General features: G+C 67.6%; 25 protein-coding genes. 11 read left to right on the forward strand and 14 right to left on the reverse strand.

What is annotated here, in order from left to right; all coding sequences use genetic code 11:
- Positions 1-278: 278 nt before the first annotated feature.
- The 3 genes from rpsN to rpmB are packed head-to-tail and all read right to left on the reverse strand — an operon-like array spanning position 279 to position 992.
- Positions 279-584: a 30S ribosomal protein S14 gene (rpsN, locus tag QCD75_RS17555; RefSeq protein WP_011693742.1), complete on the reverse strand. Its 306-nt coding sequence runs from the start codon at positions 582-584 to the stop codon at positions 279-281.
- Positions 585-588: 4 nt separating this feature from the next.
- Positions 589-756 (reverse strand): 50S ribosomal protein L33, encoded by a 168-nt coding sequence (gene rpmG, locus QCD75_RS17560; protein ID WP_011693743.1) that lies wholly within the window; start codon positions 754-756, stop codon positions 589-591.
- Positions 756-992 (reverse strand): 50S ribosomal protein L28, encoded by a 237-nt coding sequence (gene rpmB, locus QCD75_RS17565; RefSeq protein WP_056342125.1) that lies wholly within the window; start codon positions 990-992, stop codon positions 756-758. Before rpmB ends, rpmG begins: the two co-directional genes overlap by 1 nt.
- Positions 993-1,474: 482 nt before the next feature.
- Here rpmB and QCD75_RS17570 point away from each other — a divergent pair, with 482 nt between their 5' ends.
- The 3 genes from QCD75_RS17570 to QCD75_RS17580 all read left to right on the forward strand — a co-directional run bounded on the left by QCD75_RS17570 (position 1,475) and on the right by QCD75_RS17580 (position 4,243).
- The gene (locus QCD75_RS17570; RefSeq protein ID WP_301230693.1) at positions 1,475-2,911 is read left to right on the forward strand and encodes a ferredoxin reductase family protein; all 1,437 of its coding nucleotides are present in this window, start codon (positions 1,475-1,477) and stop codon (positions 2,909-2,911) included.
- The gene (locus QCD75_RS17575; RefSeq protein WP_301230694.1) at positions 2,908-3,417 is read left to right on the forward strand and encodes an FMN-binding protein; all 510 of its coding nucleotides are present in this window, start codon (positions 2,908-2,910) and stop codon (positions 3,415-3,417) included. Before QCD75_RS17570 ends, QCD75_RS17575 begins: the two co-directional genes overlap by 4 nt.
- Before the next feature lie 64 nt (positions 3,418-3,481).
- Positions 3,482-4,243 carry an FAD:protein FMN transferase gene (locus QCD75_RS17580; RefSeq protein ID WP_301230695.1) on the forward strand — a complete coding sequence of 254 codons (762 nt, stop codon included), beginning with the start codon at positions 3,482-3,484 and terminating at the stop codon, positions 4,241-4,243.
- On the opposite strand, the gene QCD75_RS17585 is transcribed toward QCD75_RS17580, so the two are convergent.
- From QCD75_RS17585 to QCD75_RS17595, 3 genes are all read right to left on the reverse strand, one after another.
- Positions 4,240-5,001, reverse strand: a complete 762-nt coding sequence (locus tag QCD75_RS17585) for an SGNH/GDSL hydrolase family protein (RefSeq protein ID WP_301230696.1) — start codon at positions 4,999-5,001, stop codon at positions 4,240-4,242. The two genes, QCD75_RS17580 and QCD75_RS17585, sit on opposite strands and share 4 nt — an antisense overlap.
- A 63-nt stretch (positions 5,002-5,064) precedes the next feature.
- The gene (gene glsA, locus QCD75_RS17590; RefSeq protein WP_301230697.1) at positions 5,065-6,882 is read right to left on the reverse strand and encodes a glutaminase A; all 1,818 of its coding nucleotides are present in this window, start codon (positions 6,880-6,882) and stop codon (positions 5,065-5,067) included.
- 63 nt (positions 6,883-6,945) lie between these two features.
- Positions 6,946-7,434 carry a MarR family winged helix-turn-helix transcriptional regulator gene (locus QCD75_RS17595; protein ID WP_301230698.1) on the reverse strand — a complete coding sequence of 163 codons (489 nt, stop codon included), beginning with the start codon at positions 7,432-7,434 and terminating at the stop codon, positions 6,946-6,948.
- 102 nt (positions 7,435-7,536) lie between these two features.
- On the opposite strand from QCD75_RS17595, the gene QCD75_RS17600 reads away from it, so the two are divergent.
- Positions 7,537-7,824: a YciI family protein gene (locus QCD75_RS17600; RefSeq protein WP_301230699.1), complete on the forward strand. Its 288-nt coding sequence runs from the start codon at positions 7,537-7,539 to the stop codon at positions 7,822-7,824.
- 28 nt (positions 7,825-7,852) lie between these two features.
- On the opposite strand, the gene QCD75_RS17605 is transcribed toward QCD75_RS17600, so the two are convergent.
- The 4 genes from QCD75_RS17605 to QCD75_RS17620 form a co-directional block, all read right to left on the reverse strand.
- Positions 7,853-8,689, reverse strand: a complete 837-nt coding sequence (locus tag QCD75_RS17605; RefSeq protein ID WP_301230700.1) for an SGNH/GDSL hydrolase family protein — start codon at positions 8,687-8,689, stop codon at positions 7,853-7,855.
- A gap of 198 nt (positions 8,690-8,887) precedes the next feature.
- A complete protein-coding gene (locus QCD75_RS17610) occupies positions 8,888-12,379 on the reverse strand; it encodes an ATP-binding protein (RefSeq protein WP_301230701.1) in 3,492 nt (1,163 codons plus the stop codon).
- Positions 12,376-13,344, reverse strand: a complete 969-nt coding sequence (locus QCD75_RS17615) for a DUF4194 domain-containing protein (protein WP_441005508.1) — start codon at positions 13,342-13,344, stop codon at positions 12,376-12,378. Before QCD75_RS17615 ends, QCD75_RS17610 begins: the two co-directional genes overlap by 4 nt.
- Positions 13,345-13,346: 2 nt before the next feature.
- Complete coding sequence (locus QCD75_RS17620) at positions 13,347-14,795, reverse strand: DUF3375 family protein (RefSeq protein WP_301230703.1); 1,449 nt, start codon at positions 14,793-14,795, stop codon at positions 13,347-13,349.
- A gap of 262 nt (positions 14,796-15,057) precedes the next feature.
- Here QCD75_RS17620 and QCD75_RS17625 point away from each other — a divergent pair, with 262 nt between their 5' ends.
- The 3 genes from QCD75_RS17625 to QCD75_RS17635 all read left to right on the forward strand — a co-directional run bounded on the left by QCD75_RS17625 (position 15,058) and on the right by QCD75_RS17635 (position 18,507).
- Positions 15,058-15,384, forward strand: coding sequence for a hypothetical protein (locus tag QCD75_RS17625; RefSeq protein WP_301230704.1), 327 nt, complete (start codon positions 15,058-15,060; stop codon positions 15,382-15,384).
- A gap of 63 nt (positions 15,385-15,447) precedes the next feature.
- Complete coding sequence (locus tag QCD75_RS17630; protein ID WP_301230705.1) at positions 15,448-17,460, forward strand: acyl-CoA dehydrogenase family protein; 2,013 nt, start codon at positions 15,448-15,450, stop codon at positions 17,458-17,460.
- A 162-nt stretch (positions 17,461-17,622) separates the two neighbouring features.
- On the forward strand, positions 17,623-18,507 hold the full coding sequence (locus QCD75_RS17635; RefSeq protein WP_301230706.1) for a TIGR04086 family membrane protein: 885 nt from the start codon (positions 17,623-17,625) through the stop codon (positions 18,505-18,507).
- 56 nt (positions 18,508-18,563) lie between these two features.
- On the opposite strand, the gene QCD75_RS17640 is transcribed toward QCD75_RS17635, so the two are convergent.
- Positions 18,564-19,010 (reverse strand): YchJ family protein, encoded by a 447-nt coding sequence (locus QCD75_RS17640; protein WP_301230707.1) that lies wholly within the window; start codon positions 19,008-19,010, stop codon positions 18,564-18,566.
- 227 nt (positions 19,011-19,237) lie between these two features.
- Between QCD75_RS17640 and QCD75_RS17645 the strand changes: the two genes are divergently transcribed.
- From QCD75_RS17645 to QCD75_RS17660, 4 genes are all read left to right on the forward strand, one after another.
- Positions 19,238-19,960, forward strand: a complete 723-nt coding sequence (locus tag QCD75_RS17645; RefSeq protein WP_301230708.1) for a hypothetical protein — start codon at positions 19,238-19,240, stop codon at positions 19,958-19,960.
- A gap of 40 nt (positions 19,961-20,000) precedes the next feature.
- Positions 20,001-21,005, forward strand: a complete 1,005-nt coding sequence (locus QCD75_RS17650; RefSeq protein WP_301230709.1) for an aldo/keto reductase family protein — start codon at positions 20,001-20,003, stop codon at positions 21,003-21,005.
- A gap of 4 nt (positions 21,006-21,009) precedes the next feature.
- The gene (locus QCD75_RS17655; protein WP_301230710.1) at positions 21,010-21,864 is read left to right on the forward strand and encodes an SDR family oxidoreductase; all 855 of its coding nucleotides are present in this window, start codon (positions 21,010-21,012) and stop codon (positions 21,862-21,864) included.
- Positions 21,865-21,988: 124 nt separating this feature from the next.
- A complete protein-coding gene (locus QCD75_RS17660; protein ID WP_441005509.1) occupies positions 21,989-23,119 on the forward strand; it encodes a sulfite oxidase in 1,131 nt (376 codons plus the stop codon).
- A gap of 10 nt (positions 23,120-23,129) precedes the next feature.
- Here QCD75_RS17660 and QCD75_RS17665 read toward each other — a convergent pair whose 3' ends face one another.
- Genes QCD75_RS17665 through QCD75_RS17675 form a run of 3 tightly spaced genes read right to left on the reverse strand, consistent with a single transcriptional unit; the run spans position 23,130 to position 26,206 of the window.
- On the reverse strand, positions 23,130-23,594 hold the full coding sequence (locus tag QCD75_RS17665) for an RpiB/LacA/LacB family sugar-phosphate isomerase (protein ID WP_301230728.1): 465 nt from the start codon (positions 23,592-23,594) through the stop codon (positions 23,130-23,132).
- Positions 23,595-23,653: 59 nt separating this feature from the next.
- Positions 23,654-25,396 (reverse strand): dihydroxyacetone kinase family protein, encoded by a 1,743-nt coding sequence (locus QCD75_RS17670; protein ID WP_301230711.1) that lies wholly within the window; start codon positions 25,394-25,396, stop codon positions 23,654-23,656.
- A gap of 33 nt (positions 25,397-25,429) precedes the next feature.
- Positions 25,430-26,206, reverse strand: coding sequence for an SDR family NAD(P)-dependent oxidoreductase (locus tag QCD75_RS17675; RefSeq protein ID WP_301230712.1), 777 nt, complete (start codon positions 26,204-26,206; stop codon positions 25,430-25,432).
- Positions 26,207-26,224 lie beyond the last annotated feature (18 nt).

A 26,224-nucleotide genomic window follows, 5' to 3' on the forward strand; every position in this document is an offset into this window, starting at 1 on the left:
CACACAAATCCACCCCGGGAACCACCCCCACACCCCCAAAAACCCCGCCACCACAACGAACCCAGCCACCCGAGAGCCCTCCCCCACACCCAAACAACAAAAACCCGCCCCTGTGGGCTCCATCACCTGCGCCGGGCAGCGCTTGGCGCGCAGGACAGCGGGGCGCCTTGCCGTGGTCCGCGGCCGCCGGCCTGTCCGGCGGCGAGCCCTTAAACGCAAAAGGGCCGGCACCTATTGGCGCCGGCCCTTCTTCAGCCACTGGATTCAGGAGTGCTGAATTACCAGGAAGACTTCGTGATGCCCGGGAGCTCACCGCGGTGAGCCATGTCGCGGAAGCGAACACGGGAGATACCGAACTTCTGGAAGGTACCGCGCGGGCGGCCATCGATGATGTCGCGGTTACGCAGACGTACCGGTGAGGCGTTGCGGGGCAGCTTCTGCAGGCCGAGGCGTGCAGCTTCGCGAGCCTCGTCAGTCGACGCGGGGTCAACCAGAGCCTTCTTCAGTTCGAGGCGCTTTGCAGCATAACGCTCGACGATGACTTTACGCTGTTCGTTCTTAGCGATCATTGACTTCTTAGCCATGTGGTTAGCGCTCCTCTCGGAATTCGACGTGCTTACGGATGCGGGGGTCGTACTTCTTCAGAACCATGCGGTCCGGATCGTTACGACGGTTCTTGCGCGTCACATAGGTGTAACCCGTGCCCGCGGTCGACTTGAGCTTGATGATCGGACGTACGTCCTTGTCCTTAGCCATTAGAGCTTCACTCCTCGTGCCAGGATTGCGGCGACGACTACGTCGATGCCACGCACGTCGATGGTCTTGATGCCCTTTGCAGAGAGCTGCAGAGTGACATTACGGCGCAGGGACGGAACCCAGTAGCGCTTCTTCTGGATGTTCGGGTCGAACCGGCGCTTGTTGCGACGGTGCGAGTGCGAAATGCTGTGTCCAAAGCCCGGCTCGGCTCCGGTCACCTGGCAGTGTGCTGCCATGACGACTCTCCTCAAAAATAAATGAAACGATCGGCGGAGTTCCCGCGTGACCGTGCGACAGGCGGCGTCCGCATCCAGCGCCCCTGAGTTTCGGTAGTTCCGCAGTGTTCAGGCAGACGGCTTAAACCGGCTGATTTCCTCACTGCGGCGAAGACTGTGGGTCACGGGCACCGGCCGCGGTATCCATGAAGGAAAACCACGGCGAAGTGCCGGGATGCTGGGCGAATACAGGAGTGCACGCAACTTGAGCCCCTAACTACCGGCCATCAGGACTGCCAATATCTCAGGCAAATCCCACCAACCGGAGCAATTGCACACGCTCCGCGCCACCTAGCGCCTACCAAGTCTACGAGCTTGACGAATTAAAGACCAATCCGCTACCCGGAGGTGTATAAGGGCCGCCAGCCGGTTCCCGGCAAAGTCACATCGGCACCCTAGCGCTTTCACAGCAAATTGATAGGCGCCCGGCGGACTGTATAACCATGAACACTTCACTCCAGATGGCCGTCCCTGGCACGGCCCGCCGTACTCCCGTGGAGCGGTTCCGCGGTCAGGCCCGGAGTCGTTTGTTCCGGGCAGACCTGCTGACCGTGCTCGCTTGGTCTTCGGTGGCCGCCGCCATTGCGCTGTGGCTCGCCGACGGCGGCGCCACCGGGTTCTCGACGCTTGCGGGCTCGTTCACGGCCCTGGGAATCGTGGCCGGTCTTGCCGGTATGGACCTTGTGCTGCTGATGTTGCTGCTGGTAGCGCGTCTTCCCTTGATCGACGGCGCCGTTGGACACGACCGTGCCCTTGAATTTCACCGCAAACTCGGCAAACCGTCACTTTACCTGCTGCTCGCACACGGAGTCCTGATCGCAGTCGGATACGGGATGGCCGAAGGGCTCGATCCAGTCAGTGAACTGGTGTCCCTTTGGGTGCTGGTCCCCGACATGTGGCTCGCCATCGTGTCGATCGGGTTGTTCATTGCCGTGGTCGTCACCTCGCTCGTGGCAGTCCGGCGCCGGTTCCCATACGAGTTCTGGTACACCGTGCACCTGCTGACCTACGCCGCCGTACTCACGGCGATCCCGCATCAGTTCAGCACCGGCGCCCTCTTCGCCGAGGGCACGTGGCAGCGCTGGTATTGGATCGCCATCTGCATCGCCACCGGGGCCGCCCTGGCCCACTACCGCCTGCTTGAGCCAATCGTCGCCACGGTCCGCCACCAACTGAAGGTCAGCCGCGTCGTGACGGAGGCGCCCGGCGTCGTCAGCATTGAACTGACAGGCCGGCACCTCGACGAACTGGCCGGCAACGGCGGCAGGTTCTTCATCTGGCGGTTCCTCTCCCCGGGCGCGTGGTGGCATCCGCACCCCTTCAGCCTCTCCGCGGAACCCGTGGTGTTCGATTCCTCGGGGCGGGGCAGACTGCGCATCACCGTCCGCAACCTCGGCCGGGGTTCAGCGCAGCTGGCCCGGCTGAAGCCCGGGACCAGGGTCGCCATCGAGGGGCCCTACGGGCTCTTCAGCACGGCGGCCCGCAGCCGGGACCACGTCGTGATGATCGGAGCGGGCATCGGCATCACCCCAATCCGCGCCCTGCTGGAGCGCACCCCCTTTGAACCGGGCAATGCCACGGTGATCCTCCGCGGCCACAGTGAGGCCGAACTGTACCTGGGTGCCGAAATCCTGGAACTTTGCCGCCGACGCGGCGCCACCTTGTTCCATCTCACCGGCACCCGGACCACCGGCGAACAGGGCTGGATGCCGGAGTCGGCCGTCCGGTCAGGACACCGGCTGGTCAGCTACGCTCCACACGTCGCCGAGGCCGACGTGTATATCTGCGGCCCGACCGCCTGGGCGCGCAGTGTGATCAGCGAAGCCCGCTCGGCAGGTGTCCGTGAAGAACAACTCCACAACGAAAGGTTCGACTGGTGAGAATACGAGCAGCGGTTTCTGCAGCACTGGCCTCCGCCGGGATCCTTCTGGTCGGCTGGCAGTCCGGCGCGCACGTCGCCGATACGGGGAGCGCGGCGGCGACCACGTCGGCCACCACGTCCAACGGGACGTCGTCCGGATCGGCAGCCGGCGGCGGGGCCTCGTCCGGATCTTCCGGTTCGAGTTCCTCAAGCGGCTCAAGCGGCTCTGCCGGGGCCACGGCCCAGGCCGCAGGAACCTATGCCGGCAGTCTCGTCCAGACCCGTTTCGGCGCCGTCCAGGTCCAGATCACGGTAAAAGCCGGCGCGATCACGGATGTGACCGCCCTTCAGCTCACCGACGAGGACCGCAAGTCCGTGCAAATCAGCACCCGGGCAGCTCCGCTGCTGCGTGCGGAGGTCATCAAGGCCCAGTCCGCCCAGGTGCAGACGATTGGTGGCGCCACCGTCACCAGTGCCGCGTATTTGAGTTCGCTTCAGGCAGCCCTCGATGCAGCAAACCTCTAAAACCTTAGCCGCCGAGAGCCCGGCGCGCAGCGCCCCGGCGCTGAAAAGCAGGACCTTCCAGTGCATGGGGACCGTCATCAGCCTCGCCCTGCCTACCGCGACCGTCGGGGCAGCGGACGGCGGGCAGGTGCTGGAAGGTGCCGCGGCCGCCGTCGAACGCGTGTTTGCCGGGCTGGATGCGATGTTCAGCCTGTACCGCCCGGATTCCGAGGCGAGCCGGATGGCCCGCGGCGAGATCACGCTCCGCGACGCTTCGGCGGCCTTCCGCGCCCGCTTTGAGGATGCCACCGGCTGGCGTCTGCTGACTGAGGGATTTTTCACCCCCGAGCGGCCCGACGGCGTGCTGGACCTTTCCGGAATCATCAAGGGCTACGCGATCGACCAGGCTGCCACCGCGCTGGAGTCCGTGGGCGTCGAGGACTGGTGCCTGAACGCCGGGGGCGATGTGCTGGTGAGCGGCTCGCCCGCCCCGGGAACAGGGTCCCCGTGGCTGGCCGGCATCGTGGATCCGCAGGACCGTGGGGCGCTTCTCTCGGGGTTCCCTTTGGGCGACGCCGGCCGCTTCGCCGCGCTGGCAACGTCCGGCAGCGCCGAGCGCGGCGACCACATTTGGAAGGCAGGAGTGGGCCGCACCGAATTCCGCCGCTCCGAATTCCGCCAGGTCTCCGTGGCGGCCAGGGACATTGTTACCGCGGACGTCCTGGCGACGGCGGTCGTTGCCGGCGGCCGGCGGATGCTGGACTGGGCAACGGACAGCTGGGATGTCGAGGTGCTTGCCGTCCTCGGCAACGGGGAACTGATCGCGACGTCGGGGTTCCGGGCCTAGAGGTGCGTGAGCCGGGGGTAGCGCGGTGCCAGTCCGTCGCCTGAGGACTTTCCGGTGACGCGACGGACCACCCACGGTCCGGCGAATTCGCGCACCCAGCGGGCATTGGCCCGGATTGCCTCGGCCCGGTTCAGCTCGGGGACCGGGGTCATGGGCGGGATGTCGATCGAGTGGTCGTGTTCCAGGACGGTGAGGACGCGTTTGGCCATGTTCGCGTGGCCCGCGGCGGACATGTGCATCCGGTCGGTCGCCCACATCCCCCAGTCGTAGTACTCGCTGAAGCGCCAGTAGTCCACCAGGAGGGCGCCGTGGTCACCGGCGATGCCGCGGACCAGTTCGTTGTAGATCGCGGTGCGCCCGCGCGTCGTGCCGAAGATCTTGGAGCCGCGGGAGTCGAAACCGGTGAACATCACGATGGTGGCGCCGGTGGCCTTGAGCTTGCGGATGCCGGCGTCGTAGTCCACCAGCAGGTTGTCGATATCGACCTTGGGCCGGAGGATGTCGTTGGCCCCGGCGTAGATGCTCACGAGGGTGGGTTTGAGGGCCACAGCCGCGTCGACCTGTTCGGCCATGATCTGGCGCAGCTTCTTGCCGCGGATGGCGAGGTTCGCGTAGCCGAAGCCCGGATCCGCGGCGCCCAGCTGCTCGGCCACCCGGTCCGCCCAGCCCCGGACGCCGTTGGGGCGGGCGGGGTCGTCGTCGCCGACGCCTTCCGTGAAGGAGTCGCCAAGGGCTACGAAGCGGGACGTGAAATCCATGGATCCAGTCTGCCAGCAGTTGCCGGAAGCAACAAAGCAGGAAGGGTCAGGCCGTCGACGCCGCTACTCGCGGATCCGGACCGCCGATTCGCGCAGGTACTGTTCCACCCGGGTGTAGGCGTCCCGGGTCAGGGCCTTCCAGAGAGCGAGGGCCAGCCGCGGGTCGCTGGCCTCCAGCTCGGCGATCGCCTCGGCACTAAGCACCATGACCTGGACCGGGCCCACCGCCCTGACGGTGGTTTCCTGCCGGTTCCCGCTGCCCAGCGCCAGCTCCCCGAACGTCATGCCCGCGCTGAGTGTGTTCAGCTTGACCCGCTCCGCGGTGGGCCCCGGGGAGGTGCTGCTGACCCTTCCGGAGGTGATGAAGTAGACCCCGCCGAACCGCAGCCCGACGCGCCGGATGACGTCGCCGTCGTCGTAGGATTTCGGGGTCATCAGGGCTTCGAGCGCTACGGCGTCCGCCTCGTCCAGGGGCGCCAGGGCGGGCGATGCGGTGACCGGCACGAGGTCCGGCAGCAGCAGGTGGTCACCGTGGCGCTCCAACAGGCGGTTTTCGCAGTATTCGACGGCGACGCTCCGGGTCGCGAAGGACGGCACCGGATGCCGCGCCGACTGTCCCAACGCCTCCGCGACGGAGCCGTCCGCCTCGATCAGCACGAGTTCGCGGCCGGCGCCGGTCAGTTTTTCCCTGGACATTTCCAGCATGCGCACGGCCACCTCGCTGACCTGGTCGGTACGGCGCAGGTCCAGGACCACCAGCTCTACCTCGTCCGGCAGGCTGCTGAGCTCGCGCACCATGGACTCTGTGCCGGCGAAAAGCAGGTCGCCGTTGACTTCGATCACCCGCGCCCGGTGGCCGTGGGCGCGGAGCACGTCGGCGGCCTCGTCGTTCCGGCGGATCCCGGAGGGCGTCTCGGTCACGTCGTACGCGGCGAGGATGGCGGACCGTCCGGTCCGGGCCGCGCGGACGAAGTGCAGTTCCATGTCCCGGGAGAGGCGCTGGGCAGTAGCCAGTCCGCGGACGCTGCTGCCATGCTCATCCAGCGGCGGCGAATAGACCGCCAGGCCCACCTGGCCGGGCAGCACAGCGATGATCCCGCCGGCCACCCCGCTCTTTCCGGGCATGCCCACGCTGCTGATCCAGGCCCCGGCGTCGTCGTACATGCCGGAAGTCATCATGACGGACAGCACGCGTTCCACCGGGCCGATCTCCAGCACCTGCTTGCCGCTGAGCGGGTTCCGGCCGCCGTTGGCGAGGGTGGCGGCCATAATCGAGAGGTCGTAGGAGTTCACCAGGACAGAACACTGGCGGAAATAGTCCTCCAGGACCGGCGTCGGATCATCCTCGATGATGTTGAAGGAGCGCAGCAGGTACGCCAGGGCAGTGTTGCGGTGGCCGTGCTTGAGCTCGGATTCGAAGACCTTCTCGCTGACCGAAAGCTGCCGGCCCGCGAAAGCGGAATACGTGCTGAGGATCCGCTTGAAGCCGGACTGCCCGCCGGATCCCCTGATCAGCGAGGTGGCAGTGAGGGCACCGGCGTTGATCATCGCATTGGCCGGCCGGCCGGTCCCCTCGGCCAGGGAGATCTCATTGAAGGAATCGCCCGACGGTTCCACGTCCACTTTGGCGTCCACGGCCTCGTTGCCCAGGTCCTCGAGGGCCAGCCCGTAGGTGAAGGGCTTGGAGATGGACTGGATGGTAAATTCCTCGCGGGTGTCGCCGATCTCGTAGACCTTGCCGTCCACGGTGGCGAGGGCGATGCCGAAGTTGTCCGGGTCCACGTTGGCCATCGCCGGGATGGTGCTGTAGGGCTTGCCGTCCTTGAGCTGGGCGATCTCGGCGTGGATCTGGCTCAGGTAGCTGTCGATCGGCGATTCCATAGTGCCCACACTAGGTGACGCAGGCCAGGTTAAGCAGGCTAGGGGACGGTCCTGCGGCGGCCCTCAGGCCTGCTGGCTATCCCGCAGGATCCAGTGGTCCTTGTCCAGGCGGGCAACGATCTTCTCGCCGATCCGGGCGAGGTCAGCGACGTCCTCCTTGCTCAGGGCGTCGAGGAAGAGCGAACGCACGGCCTCGACGTGGCCCGGGGCGAGCTCCTTGATGGTTTCCATTCCCGCGTCGGTGAGGTGCGCCGTCGTGACCCTGGCATCGCCGGGGTGCGGGCGGCGCTCCACCCAGCCTCGGGTCTGCAGTTTGGTGACCACATGGGAGAGCCTGGACAGGGAGGCGCTGGTACGCGCGGCAAGTTCGCTCATGGGCAGAAAACGTCCGTCGGCTTCGGAGAGCATCGCGAGGACGTTGTAGTCGAAGAGGGACAGCTTGCGCTCGTGATGCAGCTGCGTGTCCAGGGCTGCCGGAAGCAGGGTGTTGATGCTCACTTGGGCCAGCCAGGCCCGGCGTTCGTCGGCGTTCAGCCAGCGCGGTTCAGTCATGGATACAGTCTAGGAGAAATAAAGATTGACGGTTCAACTTCGCCGGATTCTGTGCCGGAAATATCCCGTCTCTGCACCGGGGGCAGGCGGTAGGCTAACCCCATGTATGTAGTCTCCTTGACCTACAAGGTCCCCGAAGAGATCGTTGACTTCCATCTTCCGGCGCACGTCACGTGGCTGCAGGATGCCTTCGACGAGGGCATCTTTATGGTCGCGGGGCGGAAAATCCCGCGCACTGGCGCCTTGCTCCTCTCCAACGCGGACCGCGGCGCCCTGGATGCCTCGCTGGCCAAGGATCCCTTCTACACCAACGGCGTTGCCGAGTTCGACGTCGAGGAGTTCCACGCGAGCCGGGTGGCGCCTGGCTACGAGAACCTGCTGGACAGCTGACCGCCGGCTGCCCAGGGGCGAACACCGTTCAGGCTGCCGGGATCCTGGTGGTCAGTTTCTTCAGTCCTGCCTTGGGCGGGACTCTGACCGGCTCCGGCCAGCGCGGGCTGAGCTCGTCGCCGAGCGTGACGCCCCGGAGCTTGCGGGCGAAAAGCGGCAGGACCCAGTCCCGGACCCAGCGGCGCTGCCGGCGTTCCCAATCGCGGAGGCCGGCCTTAGCCGGGGGCGCCCAGTCCTTGGCCTTGACCTTGTGCGGCACCCCGAGCTGGTCCAGGACCTGGCCGGCGAGATACTTGTGGCCGGCCTTGGACATGTGCAGCCGGTCCGAATCCCACATCCGCGGGTCGTAGAACGCATCGAAGCACCAGTAATCCACCAGCACGGCCTCGTATCTCGCCGCCACCTCGCGGACCCGCTGGTTGTAGACGGCGTTCCGCCGCTTGAGCGGTTCCAGAAGCGCCGAGACCCGGACGTCGAAGCCGGTGAAAAGCACAACCGTGGCCCCGCTGGCGGCAAGTCTCGCGACGAGGAACTCGTAGTCCTTCATCAGGGTGTGGATGTCGGTCCCGATATCGAGGATGTCGTTCCCGCCCGCGTACAAGGTGATCAGCGTGGGTTCCATGGCGAGCGCGGGTTCCAGCTGTTCCGCGATGATGTGCCGCAGCCTCTTGCTGCGGATCGCGAGATTGGCGTATTTCCACCCGGGGTCCGCTTTGGCCAGCTGCTCCGCCACCCGGTCCGCCCAGCCGCGCACCCCGTTAGGCAGCCGGGCGTTGTAGTCCCCCACCCCCTCGGTGAAGGAATCCCCCAGGGCAACGTAAATCCGGCGCCCATCAGGGTCGGGGGACAGAAGGTTTTCGGCCATGCCGCCACGCTAGCCCCGCCGGACGACGCCGGGGTTAACTGGCGGGGCACAACAGGTGAGCCGGGCTGTTCGCGTGACCCGATACACCGCAACTAACAGCACCTAACAGCAACGCGGGGTCACTTACGGCCCATCCCGACGGGATTTATGGGCGGTAAGTGACCCCGCGTTGCTAGTGGGGGGTGGGGTCAGCGGGGGTCAGCGGAGGACGATGTCCACCGGGTTCGCCTCGGAGCGCCAGGTTCCCTCGGATCCGGGGCGCGGGCCGATCACGGGAGCGGTGAGCACCCCGGAGCGGTTGGTGCGCTTGTCCCGCAGGATCTCGGTGACGGAGCCCAGGTGCCGGGACAGGTCGATCACGTTTTCCGGAGCGGCCAGGAGCAGCTGGAAGCCGAACTCATGCAGCGCCTTGATGCCGGCGCCGGCGAATTCCTCCGAGGCCAGGACAAAGGCCTCGTCCATCATCACCGTGCCGTAGGTGGTGAAGCCCTGCTCGGCGATGCCCAGCTGGTAGCTCAGCGCCGCGGCCATGATGAACGCGGTGAAGCGCTGCCGCTCGCCGCCGGACATCGAGCCGGTGTCCGCGTGCATAAAGACCTCGGTCTTCCTCCGCCCGCCCTTTTCAGCCCGGGAACTTTGGACCTCGCGGTGCTCCTTGCACTGGATGAAAAGGTGACCACGGACGTCCAGCACCTCGGCACGCCAGCGCCGGTCCTCCGGGGTCTGCGAGCCGAGCCGTTTCACCAGCGTTTCAAGCGATTTGTAGCGGTTGGTGAGCTCCGCGTCGTCGTCCCCGTCCGCGCCGGAAGCCCCGGGCACCGGGGCAGCGGACGCTGCAGTCACCGTCTTCCCCGGGCGGGTGTGGCGTACCTTGAGCGCGTTTTGGATCGCGTCTTTGAACTGCTTCGCGGTGGCGGGCAGGGTCGGCTTGATGTCCAGTTCCAGGAAGCTGCCCTCATGGAAGTTGACCTCGGACAGGATCCCGTTCAGCGGCAGGATGCGGCTGGTGATCGAGCGGCGCTCCTCGTCCAGCAGGTGCAGCAGCGTGCTGAAGGACTCGTGCGTGCGCTGGTTGAAGAACTGCCGGAATTCGGCCTCCTGCGCCGGCAGCCCGTCACTGACAATGGCGTGGTACCGGGCTTCGAACTCGCCCGCGGCGCCGATCGACGTGCCGTGGTCCGCGGAAATCGCCGTTCCCCACTCGCGCACGAAGCCCTCGAAGGTACGGGTAAGCCGCTCCGAGGTGGCCTGGCCGCGGGATTCGGCGGTATGCAGTTCGGCGAGGAGCCTGGTCCTGACCTGGTTGGCCAGGTTGTCCAGCTCGTGCATTTCCAGGACGTCGCCGAAGCCGGTGAAGTACGGTTCCAGCGCGGTCATGGTGGCGTCTGACGGCGGCGACTGCGTCAAGCGCGCCCGTGCGGCGTCCAGCAGCGAGTCGGCGGCGGATAGCCGGGAGTCGACGGCCTTGTATTCGCTCTGCAGCACGGCCGCGGCCTCGGTGCTGGACTGGTGCTTGTGCCGGGCCGCCTCGATGTTGGCGCGCAACGGCTCGAGATCGGCCTGCGCGTCGAGCGCAGCCTTGAGCCGTTGTTCAATCCGGACCAGTTCCTCCGCCGCCACAGCGGCCGAGACCTGCTCCCAGGAGCGGTGGTCCTCGGCCACCCGGCGCAGGGCCTCGAGCTGCCGGCTCATCCCCTGGTGCGATTCCTCCCGGCTCTGCGCCAGTTCGGCGGCCTTGGCCAGTTCCTGCTCCAAGTCCTCCACCTGCGCCGCCACGAGCTCCAGCTTGGCGGCGTTGTCGAAGCCGAGGACATAGTCCTGGCGGGACGTGAAGCGGTCGTCCTTCTCCACAGTGTGGCGGTTTCGCTTGACCACCCCGCCCAGGCTCAGGCCCTTGTCCAGCCCGGCCAGTTCGTCCGGATCCTCGACGCACGGGTAGGCGAAATCGAGGGCGATCCGTTCCCGGATCCACTCGCCGGCCTCCGCGCCGGGTCCCATGGTGAGGATGTCCAGTTTGGTGAGCAGATCCCCGTCGGCCGCGTCCTGCACGGCCAGCGCGCCGCCGGGCAGGGGTTTGGAGACGTCCACCGCGCGCAGGGCGCCGCGGACGGAATGGCCGTTGAGGTAGCGGGTCACCGCGGCGAAGTGCTCACCGGGGACCAGCAGGGTGGTGGCCAGGCTGCGCAGCGCGCGCTCGGCGGCCGGACGCCACTGTTCCTGGCCCTCGGCGAGGTCGATCAGCTCGCCGCCGAACGGCATCTGTTCTTCGGGGACACCGGTGGCGGCTGCGATGGCGCTGCGGTTTTCAATGCTCGACGGCGGCAGCAGGGACTTGCGCGTCTTGAGCGACACCAGTTCCTGCCGGGCGGCGGCGAGCTCACGCTTCCTGGTCGCGTGGCCGTCGAAGGCCTCGAAACGGAGCTCCTTGAGCGCCTCCGAGTCGTCCTTCAGCTCGGCCGAGCGGGCTGCCGCGTGCTCGTGGGCCTGCTCCCAGCCAGCCGCGGACCACTGCAGTTCCAGGCCGGCGTCGGAGAGTGCCTTGCGGGCCGATTCCTCCACCTGCTGGCGGAGTTTGAGTCCCACCCGGGCGTTGTCCAGCGACTGCTCGATCGCGGAGATCGCGTTGCCGCCCTGGTTGTTGTAGTCCGCCTCAAGCTGGCGCAGCTCCTTGGCCAGGCCGTCCCGGATGCCGCGTTCGGCCCCGAGCTCTTTCGCCTTCGCCTGGGCCAGCTCCTTGAACCGGGCGAGCGTCTTCTCGTGGACGGTGACGGCCAGCTGCTGCCTGTACGCATCGAATTCCTCGCCGGCGAGCTCCCGCAGCTTGTTGGCTTCGAGCAGGGACTGGGCATACTCCCTGTTCAGCCCGGGCACCGGTGCCAGCTGGTCGCGCTGCTGCCGGACGTCCTCAAGCCGCTGCCTGATGGACATCAGGTTGCTGAATTCCTCGACGACGTCATCGGCCGCGGTCAGCGTGGCGGGCGCGTCCAGGACCTGGTCGCGGAAGAAGTTGTTGACGCTGCCGCCAAGGCCCTTGCCGGCCTGGATGACGCGCAGCAGCGGAAGGGCCTGGTCGGAATTGATCCCGAGCAGGCGCCGGAAGCGCTCCGCGAAGGCCTTGTGCACGTCGAAGATCTGGGCGTCCGGGAAAATCGTATCCAGCGCCGACTTGGTGAAGCGCTTCTCCGCGATGCCCTCAAGGGCCGTGAGGTCCAGTGGCTTGTTGTCGATCACGTAGTACCGGCCGACGCTGGACTCCGTGCCGTTCTTGGGCAGGTCGAACAGCGCCGAAACGCTCACCCGCGTGCCCGCGGCGTTGTCGAAGGTCAGGGCGACGGCGGACCAGGTGGCGCCCGGGCGCTGGAACGCACTGGCCGAGCCCTCGCCCACGGCTTTGTCCCCCACCTTGCCGCGCATGTACGTGAACGTGGTGCGTTTGTCCTCCACCGCGCCGCCCGCGCGCTGGGCAGCGGCCTCGTTGGAGCGCGGCCTCGCGTCGTATACCCTGAGCATCGCGTCGAACAGGGTGGATTTGCCGACGCCGGAATTGCCGGTCAGCAGGGTGCCGTTGCGGTCGACGTGCATGGTGTGGGCGCCGTGGAAGGTGCCCCAGTTGACCACCTGGACGAGGGCGAGGCGCATCTGGCCCGGGTTGGTTAGCTCGCCGATCGGGAGCATGGTTGCGATGCTCACTTGGATTCCTCCCGTTCGATGTGGTCGTCTACCACGCCGCCACCGGACACATGCTCTGCATGCTCGCTCGTTCCTCGCTTAGACGCATGCTGCCGCATGTCCCCGGCATCGCCGCTGCGCTCAGTCGCCGAATCGCGGTCGTCGTCTTCAGTGTCATCCGGCTCGGTGTTCGCCGTGTCGCCGTCGAACTCCAGCAGGGGTTCGGTGCCGGAGTGGTCGGTGGAGGCTGCCACCAGCGCGTCGATCTGGGCCGGGATGTCGCCGATGTTGTCGAAGGGGAGGGCCAGTGGCAGCGCGTTGGAGATGGTGTAGACCTCGTCCAGGCCGGTGGTGAGGAGGAGTTGGCGGGCCAGGAGCTTGGTGATGGCGCGGTTAACGACGTCGGAATCGCGGAGTGCGTCCTGCTGGCCGGCCGGCTGGTAGTGGGCCACGAGTTCCGCGATTTCCTCACGCGTGATCGTGGGGTCGGTCTGGGCCGTGACGTGGCGGTCCAGGAGCAGGCGCAGGCGGAGCAGCACGATGGTTTCCACCCGGCTCAGGGCGCGCTGCTGGCGCAGGATGCTGGATCGGGTGCCGGCGCCGATTGCCTCGGGGTCCACCGGGCGCAGGACGGCCACCTTGCGTTCGTGGTCCAGCTGCAGGGTCAGGAAGAGTTCGGACAGGCGGCTGCGCAGGATCAGCTGGTTGTCCAGCAGTGTGGTCCAGAGCTTTTCATCCCGGCCACCATCGATGTACGGGCCCTTGAGGAGTTTCACGAGCGCCTGGCGGACCTTCATTGGGAGCACGCCGGTGTCCCCCGGGAAGAGCGCGGCACCGTCGACGAAGGTATCGCGCGGGGTCACCGCGAAGGGGTCGGCATGGATGTGCTGGGCAGGCTCCGCCCCCACGGGCTCTTGCGCCACCATGGCGCGCTCCGCCCCCACGGGCTCTTGTTCCTCCAGTGCTGCCTGGGAAAGTTCAGTCATGTTCAATCCTTCTTAAGCGTGACGACCGGCAGATACGCGGTGCGCGTGGAGCCGTCGATCTGTTCGAAGTCGAGAGTGTCCCAGGCCTCGCGGTCGAAGCCGGCACCTTGGTGCAGGGCGTGCGAGAGCAGGGCGCGGATCGAGTTGATGTGGCGTTCCCCCGGCGGGAGCTGCTCCCACGCCTCGGCCAGGTTGGAAGCTCCGGCGAACGCGGCGCGGATCGCCTGGGGGCTGGCTTTGCCGGTCCGCGGCGAGCGCACCCGGTCCGAGTCGCTGAAGGCGATGGGGTCGGCCAGCTTGGGCGGGGCCGCGAACTCGTCCGGGTCGAACAGCTTCACCATGGCCAGGGACTCGAAGCCGGCGTTGAACAGCACCGGTCCGCGGACCAGTCCGGGGCGTTCGCGCTCGTACGGCAGGGACCGGATGGCCTGCTCGGCCTCCCTCAGGACCTTGCGGAGCCGGACGGACTGGCGGAAGTCGTCGCTCTGGACATAGGTGTTCAGGCTTTCGCTGAGCTTGCCGTAAATCCGCTGGATCTGGCTGTGCTGGGTCCGCAATTCCGCCACCAGGTTTTTCAGCGTCTCGCGTTCCTCATAGCGGAGGTCGTCGGCGAACTGCCGGCTGAGCACCTCGCCGATCGCCGAACGGAAACGCAGCTGCTGCTGCGGGTCCTCCAGGAACGCGGTGAAGGAGCGGAAGGTCCTCCCCTCCGGGCTCTGCCGCAGCCGCTTGTCCGCTTCCAGCACCTGGGCCATCGTGGCGCCCTTGCTCAGGGATTCTTCGATGATCTGGTTGCGGAGCTCCCCCACCAGCTCCTCGATCCGGTCACGCATCTTCTTGTAGTCCGCGGGCAGGCTCGCTGCGAGGTCCAGGATGTTCCCGGCGGCCTCCACCGCCTCCTCGTCGTCGAGCAGGCCGTCAAAATCACCGGAGCTGATGTCCTCGATCAGCTGGCGCCGTTCGCCGATCTCCTCCTCGAGGGATTCCAGCCGGGCGCTCTGGTCCGGGTTCGTCTCATTGGCGAGCTTCTCGACGTCGCCCAGCAGCGTGCCGAGCCGGGAACCGTTGAGGGTGGAGCGGTCGCTGGAGAGGCTGTCCAGGAAAGCGAGGACCCGGGCGGCGGGTTCGGTGACCTCGTACACGATCTGCCCGGACTGGTTCCGCCTGGTCAGGAAGTTCTTGCGGGTCCACTCATCGCCAAATGACTTCCCGTTGGCGATGCCACCCAGCCCCGGGTCCTGGCGGCGGAGCTGCTCAAGGAAGGCGTCGACGTCGGCGTGGAACTGTTCCAGCGGAAGCTGCGGCCGGGTGCGGGTAAAGGATGCCTGCAGCACGGCGATCACCCAGGGCGCCGATCGGGTCAAGGCCCAGGCGGGGCCCTTGGTGAGAAGTTCAAGGTCGCGCAGCCGGGCGCTGATGGCGTCGGCGGAGGACAGGGCGGAGCGGGACACGCGCTCTCCTAACGTCTGCCGTGGGATCGGGATCGGGCAGCCGATAACGGAAAACTGCCAGCTACAAGGTTAACGCAGGCCCCGGCTGTCATTCCCGGCCGCGCACCCCGGTGCTACCGCAACCGCCCCGTGACCTACGCCCCGGTAGTATTTCGATCCCGTATCAAGAATCACGGTACGGCCCGTGGACTCTGGCTAGAGCACCTCCCGCACCCTACGCTCGGGCTACTGATTCAGCCGAAGCAATGGTGCAGGGGGAAGAATGCAGTTCGACTTAAGCGCAGTGGAAACGGCAACGCTGGTGTTCGTGGGAACGCTTGTCTTTGCCTTGGTACTCACGGTCTTCGTGATGACGGCGTCGTTCGCTGCCATGGTCCTGGTCGGCGTGGGCCGGCTCGCCTGGATCATCGCCGCGAACGTCCTGCTGGGACTTGTCCACGGCATCAACCACGCCTGGGACCGGCTGGTCCACCACGCGTCCACGGTTGAGCTTCCGGGTGACTTCGTCGGCGACATCGCGGCCGAGATTATGGGCCAATCGGCCCCTAGTACCGGCACCTACCCGCGGGTAGTCTTGCGGGACAGCTGAAGGGTCCTCCACCCACGGCGGATCCAGGGCTCGAGCCGGTAACCCGGTTAGAGGAGATGCCCGATGAGCTCCGCCGTTGAGAATCCAGCCACTGACAATCCTGCCGACAGCCCCGCCTCGATGGTCCCGGTCCCGTCCGGTGCGATCGGTCCGGCCGCCACCGCGGCCGACGCGCGCGCCATCGCCGAAGCCGCGCGCGAAACCAGTTGGGACCGGCCCAGTTTCGCCAAGGGCCTGTACCTCGGCAGCTTTGACCTCAGCCTGATCCACCCCTGGCCGGACGCCCCGGCGGACGACGTCGAACGCGGTGAAGCGTTTATGGCCCGCCTGACCGACTACTGCCGCACGATGTCCGGGCGCACCATCGAGCGCGACGCGATGATTCCGGACAAGTACCTCAAGGACCTCGCCGACATGGGGGTCTTTGGCATGAAGATTCCCCGCGATTACGGCGGGCTGGGCCTCTCACTGGTCTATTACGGGCGGGCGCTGGCGCTGCTGGGTTCCGTCCACCCGAGCCTCGGTGCCCTGATCTCCGCGCACCAGTCCATCGGCGTCCCCGAGCCGGTGAAGGTCTTCGGCACCCCGGCGCAGAAGCAGGAATACCTGCCGCGCTGCGCCGCCGGCGCCATTACCGCGTTCCTGCTGACCGAGCCCGACGTCGGCAGCGACCCCGCCCGGATGGGCAGCACCGCCGTCCCCTCGGATGACGGCGAGTCCTACCTCCTGGACGGGGTGAAGCTCTGGACCACCAACGGCGTGATCGCCGAACTGGTGGTGGTCATGGCGTTGGTCCCGTCCCGCACCGACGCTGACGGCACGGCCCACAAGGGCGGCATCAGCGCCTTCGTCGTCGAGATGGACTCTCCCGGCATCACGGTGGAAAACCGCAACGCCTTCATGGGCCTGCGCGGCATCGAGAACGGTGTCACCCGCTTCCACCAGGTCCGGGTGCCGGCGGCCAACCGGCTGGGCCGGGAGGGGCAGGGTCTGAAAATCGCACTCACCACCCTCAACACCGGCCGGCTGGCGCTTCCGGCGCTCTGCGTCGCCTCCGGCCGGTGGAGCTTGAAGATCGCCCGGGAATGGTCCAATGCCCGCACCCAGTGGGGCCGGCCGGTGGGCGAGCATGAAGCCGTGGGCAAGAAGATCGCTTTCATTGCGGCCAGCGCCTTCGCCCTGGACGCCGTCTTCGAGCTGTCCGCTGAAATGGCCGACGCCGGGCAGAAGGACGTCCGGATCGAGGCGGCCCTCGCCAAGCTGTGGTCGACGGAGATCAGCTGCCGGATCGCCGACGAGCTGGTGCAGATCCGGGGCGGCCGCGGCTTCGAAACCGCGGACTCGCTCGAGGCCCGCGGCGAGCGCGCCGTGCCGGCCGAGCAGCAGCTCCGCGACCTGCGCATCAACCGGATCTTCGAGGGATCCTCGGAGATCATGAAACTGCTGATCGCCCGCGAGGCCGTGGACGCGCACCTTGCGGCTGCCGGAGACCTCGCCTCCGAGGACGCCAGCCTGTCCGACAAGGCCAGGGCCGCCGTCGGCGCGTCCGGTTTCTACGCGAAGTGGCTGCCCAGGCTTGTCGCAGGGGCAGGGATGGACCCCCGTTCCTACAGCGACTTCGGCCGGCTGGCAAAGCAGCTGCGCTTCGTCGAGCGGTCCTCCCGGCGGCTGGCCCGGCAGACGTTCTACGGGATGGGACGGTGGCAGGCGAAGCTCGAGCACAAACAGGCGTTCCTGGGCCGGATTGTGGACATCGGGGCCGAACTGTTCGCGATGGCCGCCGCCTGCTCCCGGGCGGAAATGCTGCTACGGACCTCGCCGGAGAAGGGCGCGTCCGCCTATGAACTCGCCGAGGCGTTCTGCGAGCAGGCCCGGGTGCGGGTTGATGAATACTTCGACCAGCTCTGGAGGAACACGGACGACGGCGACCACGTGCTCTCCCGCAAAGTCCTGGCCGGTGACTACGAATGGCTGGAGGCCGGGGTCCTGGACCAGTCCGAAGGAACCGGGCCATGGATCGCCGATGCCAGCCCGCGCGCATCGGTGAAGGTGGACCTGCACCGGAAATACCGCTGACGGGGCCCGGCACCCGGTTCCCGCCCCCATAAATAGTAAGCATCCTTGCTACCTATGACTGCCCGTGATTAGGTGGACCTGAGGCCCGAACACCGGCCTCCGCCTTGCGGTGCCCGGCCCAAACAATGGGCGCGGGTCATTCAGTGAAAGTGAGCAGTCCCGATGAGCAACCCAGCAGGCCCCGAAGATCACACTCCCCGGCGCGCACGTGACGAGGATGGGGCCGTGAGCCAGGACGCCCGGATCCACGACGCCCGGCAGGATGCTGCCCGCCCCGGCACCGCCGCCGCCAACGACACCAGCGCCCTCCCGACAGGTGCCGCTGCCGACGCGCCCACCCGGGCCCAGGACGTGGTCCACACTGAACCGGTCCGTACGGAGCCGACCCGAAGCCAGCCCGTAACGGCCGTGCGCCATGACGAGCCCCCACTTGTCACTGCCCCGCGCGACACTGTCGTCGAAGAGATTCCCACCCGCGAAACCGTGGTGGCCCGCGAAAAGGAGCAGTTCGGTGGGATCCAGATCGGTTCGGCCTTCTTCGGCTGGCTCGCCGCCACCGGTCTGGCTGTGCTCCTGACCGCGCTGGTCGCCGCTGCCGGCACCGCCGTCGGGCTTGCCACCAATACGGACGTCAACGCCACGGTCACCTCCGGCAACGAATCCGTGGGACTCGTCGGCATCATCGTGCTGCTGGTGATCCTATTCGTGTCCTACTTCGCCGGCGGCTACGTCGCCGGCCGGATGGCGCGCTTCAACGGAGCGAAGCAGGGGTTCATGGTGTGGATCTGGGCCCTCATCGCCGCGGTCGTTGTCGCCATCCTCGGCCTCGTGGCAGGCCAGAAGTACAACATCCTGGCCCAGCTCAACAGCTTCCCCCGGATCCCGGTCAACGAGGGCCAGCTGACCAGCACCAGCATCATCGCTGCAGTGGTGGTGGCCGCGGTGGCTTTGGTTGGCGCTGTCATCGGCGGAACCGCCGGCATGCATTTCCACCGCAAGGTGGACCGCGCCGGGTTCGCGCCGGTGGACACGGTCGAGGAACGCTAGGCAGGCAGCTGTTTAACCGCCCGTTTCAACCGCCCGTTGGCTGCTGTGGCGGCCGATCAGCCGAACTCGACGTCGACGGCGTTGTAGTAATACCAGCGGCGGTTGACGCGCAGGAAGCGGCTCGCCTCGTGGTGGACTCCGCGTTCGCCATCCTGCCGGAAGTAGGCCTTGAACTCCACGGTCCCCTCGGTGTCCAGCGGGCCGCCGCGCCCGGTGGAGACGATATCCAGCCGGCGCCAGTGCATGTCCGGGTCCAGTTCCAGCACCGCCGGCCGGGTGTCCGGGTGCCAGGTCCGCAAGAGGTAGCCGGCGTCCAGCATGACAAAGGCGCTGTACCGGGAGCGCATCAGTTGTTCAGCCGTTGGAGCTTCCGCCTCGGCGCGGTGGAAGCGCCCGCAGCACTCCCCGTACTTCTCCCCGGAAAGGCACGGGCAGTTGCCCTGGAACGGTGCCGGGTCCGGCTGGGCAGGGGTTCCGGGACCGGCGGCGGCTGGGGGCGACACAGTTTATCCTTTCCGGGGGCCGGACGACGCCGGCAGGCTCCTTCCGACTATAGACGCACCTCCCGGCCGCACCGCGGCGGCGGCACGCATACCCGCTTTGACACGTGTCCGCGAAGACGCCGGATGCCTGCGTGTCCGGGGGGAAAAGTACGTATTGTTAAGGGGTCCCGTTCTGCCCGCCGTCCTGGGCGGGAGCCGTTGCGGCGAGGCCAGTTAGGAGAGGTGAAATGGGAGATCCGACAACCATCGCCCTCAACCTGACCTTCTTCGGGACCCTGGGAGTGGCGCTGGTCATGTTCTTCGGCCTCTTCCTCGTCTTTGTGGCCACGCTGGTGATCGCCGGCCTCGGCCGGCTGGTCGCCGTGACCGTCATGGCCGTGGGGCGCGGGCTGTTCCGGACCGGCAGCAGAGCCGAACGAATTGCCCCACCCGTCCAGCAGGACCGCCCGCTCCGGACCATCGGAGACGCCCAGCAGCCCCAGTCCGGCAAGACTGCCAAACCGGCGAAGTCCGCCAAACCGGGCAAACCCGCCAGGCCCGCCAAGCCCGCCAAGAAGGAACCCGTCCTTGCGCCGGGCTGGTCCGCCGCCGTCGCGCGGGCCGATGCCCGTGCCATCGCCCGGGCCAAGGCGGCGGCTGCCCCGGAAGTCAAGGTTTCGGTCCGCGAACTGCCCAGCCCCACAGCTCCTGCCCAGGACATAGCTGCGGTGGCGCCGCTCGTGGAGTCAGCCACGGACCGGAACGGCCAGCTCGGCACGGTCCCGCCGGCCTTCAAGAAATCCCCGATGCCCGCCGCGAAGTCACTGCTGGACACGGGCTCGATGGTTTCACTTCCCGGCCGCCTGCCGCTGCCCAGGAAGCCTCTGGGCAGGCCCCTGAACGAACAACTGCCCAGGCCGCAGGGCAAACAACTGCCCAAACCCCAGGCCCAGGAGCGCAAAGCAGGCTGAGGCCTTACCCCGGGCAGACAAGTCGGCTACGGTGAAACCCATGGAATTCAGATACCTCGGGAACAGCGGCTTCAAGATTTCGGAAATCACCTTCGGCAACTGGCTCACGCACGGTTCCCAGGTGGAGAACGAGGTCGCCACCCAGTGCGTCCGGGCCGCCCTCGACGCCGGTATCAGCACCTTCGACACCGCGGACGTCTACGCCAACACGGCCGCGGAGACCGTGCTCGGCACGGCCCTCCGGGATGAGCGGCGGGAATCGCTGGAAATCTTCACCAAGGTCTTCGGCCCCACCGGCCCCAAGGGCCACAACGATCTTGGCCTGTCCCGCAAGCACATCCTGGAGGCTATCAACGGCTCACTGACCCGGCTGCAGACGGACTACGTGGATCTCTACCAGGCCCACCGCTACGACTACGAAACCCCGCTGGAAGAGACCATGCAGGCCTTCGCGGACATCGTGCGGCAGGGCAAGGCCCTCTACATCGGCGTCAGCGAATGGACGGCCAGCCAGATCCGGGACGGCCACACCCTCGCCAAGGAACTCGGCTTCCAGCTGATCTCCAACCAGCCGCAGTACTCCATGCTGTGGCGGGTCATCGAGGCCGAGGTGATTCCGACCTCCGAGGAGCTCGGCCTTTCCCAGATCGTCTGGTCGCCGATGGCGCAGGGCGTGCTGAGCGGCAAATACCACCCCGGCAAGCCAGCCCCGGAGGGCAGCCGCGCCACGGATTCCAAGGGCGGCTCGAAAATGATCGAGCGCTGGATGTCCAATGAGGTCCTCACCGGCGTCCAGCAGCTCAAGCCGATCGCGGAGGAGTCCGGGCTGACCATGGCCCAGCTGAGCATTGCCTGGGTGCTGCAGAACAAGAACGTGGCCTCCGCCATCATGGGTGCGTCGCGGCCGGAACAGATCGAGAAGAACGTGGCGGCCGCCGGGGTGAAACTGGACGCCGGAATCATGGAGAAGATCGACGCCGTCATCGGCCCGCTGGCTGAACGCGACCCGGCGCAGACCAAGTCACCCGCCTCCCGGGAGGCATAAGCCCATGACCGGCGCCCCCACGCTCGCCGTCGCCGGTTCCACCGGACACCTGGGCGGCGTGGTGGCCCGGCTGCTCGCCGAAGCCGGCACCCCGCAGCGGCTCCTTGTGCGCGACCTCCGCCGGGCTCCGGACCTGGAACACGCTGACCCCGTGGTGGTTAGCTACGCCGACCCGGTGCTCGCGAAAGCCGCCCTTGAGGGGGTGACGACGCTCTTTATGGTCTCCGCCGCCGAGGCCGAGGACCGGCTGCAGCAGCACTACACGTTTGTGGACGCGGCGGCCGCGGCCGGCGTGCGGCACGTCGTCTACACCTCGTTCTTCGGCGCGGCAGCTGATTCCGTCTTCACTCTTGGCCGGGACCACTTCGCCACCGAGGAGCACATCGAGGCCTCCGGGATGGATTTCACCTTCCTGCGGGACAACTTCTACCTGGACTTCCTGCCGTTGCTGACGGGTGCGGACGGCGTTATCCGCGGCCCCGCCGGGGACGGTGTCATGGCAGCGGTCGCCCGGGCGGACATCGCGCGTTCCGCCGTCACCGTGCTCCGGGACCCGGCCCTGCACGTCGGCCGAAGCTACGATCTCACCGGCCCCGAAGACATTTCCCTGGCCACGGCCGCGGAACTCCTCACCGCCGGGACCGGCCGGACCATCACGTTCCACGATGAGACCCTCGAGGAGGCCTACGCCTCGCGGGCCTCCTACGGTGCTCCGCCGTGGCAGGTGGACGCCTGGGTGAGCACCTACACCGCGATCGCCGCCGGCGAACTGGCCGGGCCGACGTCCGCCGTTCACGAACTCACCGGGCGCGAACCGCTGGGCCTGGCACAATTCCTGGCCGAGTCGCACACGATTTAGGCCCGCGCGCAGCCACCACCGTGCCGGACTGCACAGTATTGACGGGTTCCGGGCTGCGGCGTAGACCTGAAGACGGGTGACACCGGTCCACAGCCGGGCCGGTCCGGAACAGAATCGCAGTGCCATGCCAAAGCAGATGTCGCGACACTCGTCCATCTTGAAAACACCGCGCCACGGACGGAAGCTCGCGCCGCACGCCGGCGAACCGAGCCACGGCCCGCTGACGGCGGAGGAACTCCAGCTCGCCGTGCGGAATCACTCGATGCCGCTGGAGGCCCTGCGGAGTGACACCACACCTCCCGGGCTGCACTACCTGCTGAACCATTTCGACATCCCGTTCATCGATGCCGCGCATTGGCACCTGCAGATCGGCGGTGCCGTACAGCGGTCGTTGGAGCTGAACCTGAAAGCGCTCCGCCGGGCGCCGATGATCAGCGTCCCGGTGACCCTGGAATGCGCCGGCAACGGCCGCTCGCTGCTGCGGCCCCGTCCCCTCAGCCAGCCCTGGCAGCTCGAGGCCGTCGGCACCGCCGTGTGGACCGGGGTCCCGCTCGCCTATCTGCTGGCCCAGGCCGGGGTGGACGACGACGCTGTGGAGGTGGTGTTCACCGGTGCCGACAGCGGAATCCAGGGCGGCGTCCGGCAGCAGTTCGCCCGGAGCCTCCCGATTGCCGAGGCGCTGCGCCCCGACATCGTGCTGGCCTACCAGATGGACGGCCATGAGCTGCCGCCGCAGCACGGATACCCGCTGCGGCTGGTGGTCCCGGGCTGGTACGGCATGGCGAGCGTGAAGTGGCTGTCCTCGATCGCGGTGCTGACCAAGCCGTTCGAGGGATTCCAGCAATCCGTCGCGTACCGCTACCAGCAGGACGCGGACGACGCCGGCACGCCGGTGAGCTGGATCAAGGTCCGCGCCCTGATGGTCCCCCCGGGCATCCCGGACTTCTTCACCCGGAGCCGGATCGTGCCGGCCGGGCCGGTGATGCTGACCGGCCGGGCATGGTCAGGCGAGGGTGCGGTACGGCGCGTCGAGGTGGGAATCGACGGCAAGTGGGCGCCGGCGCAGCTGCAGCACCCGGCCGCGCCCTTCGCCTGGTGCGCCTGGTCCCTGCCGTGGGTGGCCGACCCCGGAGACCACGAGTTGTCCTGCCGCGCCACCGACGCCACCGGTGCCACCCAGCCGCTGGAGCAGGTCTGGAACTACCAGGGCATGGGCAACAACGTGGTGCAGCGCGTCAAGGTGACGGTCCAGTAACGGGCCGCACTCAGCAGCCCTCGAAGTCGGTGAGCACCTTCACCTTCTCCGCCGAGGCTGAGGTGGGGTCAAAGGTGTAGCCCAGCCACTCCCTGGCGAGCCGGCGGGCCAGTTCCACCCCGACCACCCGCTGGCCCATCGTCAGGATCTGGCAATCGTTGGACAGCACCGAACGCTCCACACTGAACGAGTCGTGGGCGGTGGCCGCGCGGATGCCGTCCACCTTGTTCGCGGCGATGGCCACACCTATCCCCGTCCCGCAGAACAGGATGGCCCGGTCCGCATGGCCGTCCCGGATCAGCTCGCCGGCCGCGATCCCCACGTACGGGTAGGGGCGGGTGAACTGCTCGGGTGCGTCGCCGCGGTTGACGCCTATGTCGATGATCTCGCTGACCCGCGGGTCCGAGCGGAGATCCGCCAGGATCCGGTCCTTGTAGTCGACGCCGGCCTCGTCGGCGCCCACAATGAGGCGGATGCCCGCCGGAAGTCCTTCCGCCGCACCCTCGGCCGATGCGGGGCCTGTCTGGGAGCGGCTCATGAGCTGGCTCCCGCCGGCTGCCGGACGGCGGTGAGGTGCGGTCCCATGACGCTGAAGATCATCGCCAGCGAGGTGGCCCCCGGATCGGGCGTCCCCACACTCTTTTCCGCGAGCGGACGGGCTCGTCCCCTGCGCGGACGCAGGGCTGCGGTGGCTTCCGCCGCGGCGGTGGCCGCCCCGGCCGCCTCGGCCCAGATCAGCCCGGGTGCGCCCCCTCCGTGCGCCAGACGACGGAGCGTGTCGGTAAAAGGAACCAGCGCGTCCACCATGGTCTTGTCGCCCACCTCGGCGTGGCCCAGCTCAACAATCCGGGACGCGAAGGACTGCACCGCGGCGGCAAGCTCGTCCACGCCGGGGGCTTGCCCGTCGCCGAGGGACTCGCCGAAGGCCCGCAGGCCGGCACCCCACAACACCCCGGAGGTGCCGCCGGCCTTGTCCGCCCAGGCGTCGCCGGCCGCGGCCAGTACGTCGCCGGCGCCCGCGCCCTGGGCGAAAGCCCCCGCGGCGGCGGCGGTTGCGGCATCGATTCCACGGACCATGCCCCGCCCGTGGTCGCCGTCCCCGGCAACAGCGTCGAGGTCTCCGAGCCGCTGCTCGGCTTCATGCAGCGCTTCGCGGGCGGCGCCGAGGGCAGCAATACACTTGTCGGCGTACGCCCGCGAACCCTCCCCGGCCCCGAACACGTCAGCAGCACCGGCGCAGTCGGGAGCCTCCTCGGTGTCCGCGGATCCTGGCAGCAGGGCAGCCGCGCCCCGCCGGTAGGCGGGTGTTTCCGCCGGGGCCGTCCAGAGGGATTCGAGCTCCTCATCCAGCCAGGTGACGGTCAGCGAGACGCCGGCCATGTCCAGGCTTGTGACCAGTTCGCCGACCTCGGGCATCACCAGCGTGTAACCCGCTGCACGGAGCAGCGGGGCAACGGTCAGCCACAGCACAAACAGCTCTTCGTGCTTGGTGGAACCGAGGCCGTTCAGGATCACTGCGATCCGCCGGCCGGCGCCCTGGGGTGTCTCTGCGAGCCCGCGGGAGACGAGTTCCCGGCCGAGCTCCGTCGCGGACGGAAGCTCGGTGTCGAAAAGCCCCGGCTCGCCATGGATCCCCAGGCCCAGGCCCATTTCCCCGTCCTTGAGCGTGAACAGCGGCGCCGCCGCTCCCGGGAAGGTGCAGCCATGGAAGGCGCTTCCAATGCTCCGGGTCAGCTGATTGGCCTTGCGCCCGAGCCGGACGACGTCGGCCAGGTTTGCGCCCGCCTCGGCGGCGGCCCCCATGATCTTGAAGACAGTGAAGTCCCCGGCGATGCCGCGGCGCTTGCCGGCCTCCGACGGCGGCGCGCTGGCGATGTCGTCCGTCACGAGCACGTTCTCGACGGCGATCCCTTCGGCGGCCAGCCGTTCGCCGGCCATCCCGAAGTTCATCACGTCGCCGGCGTAGTTACCGTACGCGAAGACGACGCCGGCGCCGTTCTCTGCGGCCTTCGCCACGGAATACGCCTGCTGCGCCGAGGGTGACGTGAAGATGTTTCCCACCACGGCACCGTCCGCCAGTCCTGCGCCAATCAGTCCGGCGAAGGCCGGGTAGTGGCCCGAGCCGCCGCCGGCCAGCACAGCGACTTTGGGGCTGGCCGAGCGGCGGCGGCGGACGGCACCGCCTGGCACCTGCCGGACCAGGTCCGAGTGGAGGTCGCAGAATCCTGCGAGGGCTTCCTCGGCAAAGTCGGCGGGGTCGTTGAATATTCTGGTCATCTTGGGCTCTCTAACCTGCGCCTGCGAAGGCTGCTAGTGGATGTGGCTTCCGCCGTTGATGTCGATGGTGGTTCCGGTGAGGTAGGCGGACTCCTCGGAGGACAAGAAGGTGATCACGGCCGCGATTTCCTCGGTGCTGGCATTCCGGCCCACGGGAATGCCTGCGTTGATGGCGGCTTCCTGCTCGTCGGTGCTGCCAACCCGGATGTTGGTGTCTACCGCGCCGGGGGTGATGGCGTTGACGGTCACGCCGGTGCTGCCGATTTCACGGGCAAGCGCCTTAGTGAAGCCGAGGATGGCGGCCTTGGCTGCGGAGTAAGGGACCTTGCCGAAGACGCCGCCGCCGCGCTGGGCCGAGACGGAGGACATGTTGACGATCCGGCCCCAGCCACCCGCGATCATGTCCGGCAGGAAAGCCTTGGTGACGAGGTAGGTGCCCGTGGAATTCACCGCCATGACCTTGTTCCACAGCTCCAGCGTGGTTTCCAGGAAGGGCACCGGCGACGTGATGCCGGCAATGTTGGCGAGGGCACCGACCGGGGGGAGGTTCCCGGAACGGACCTCGGCCGCCACGGCCTGGTAGGCGGCGGCGACGGATTCCTCGCTGGCGACGTCGATCTCGTGGCCGAAGGCGGGAACGTTGAATTCGTTGCCGATGTCGGCGGCCACTTTGGCGGACTTCTCGCCGTCGAGGTCCAGGATCACGACGGCCCAGCCGTCGTTGGCGTAGCGGCGTGCGGTGGTGATGCCGATGCCCCGGTCCGAGGTGGCTCCGGTCAGGACGGCGGTGCGCTGGATGGTGTTGCTCATGATGCTCCTTGAATGGTG

The organism is Arthrobacter sp. PsM3, from assembly GCF_030433895.1.
Taxonomy (GTDB): Bacteria; Actinomycetota; Actinomycetes; order Actinomycetales; family Micrococcaceae; genus Arthrobacter.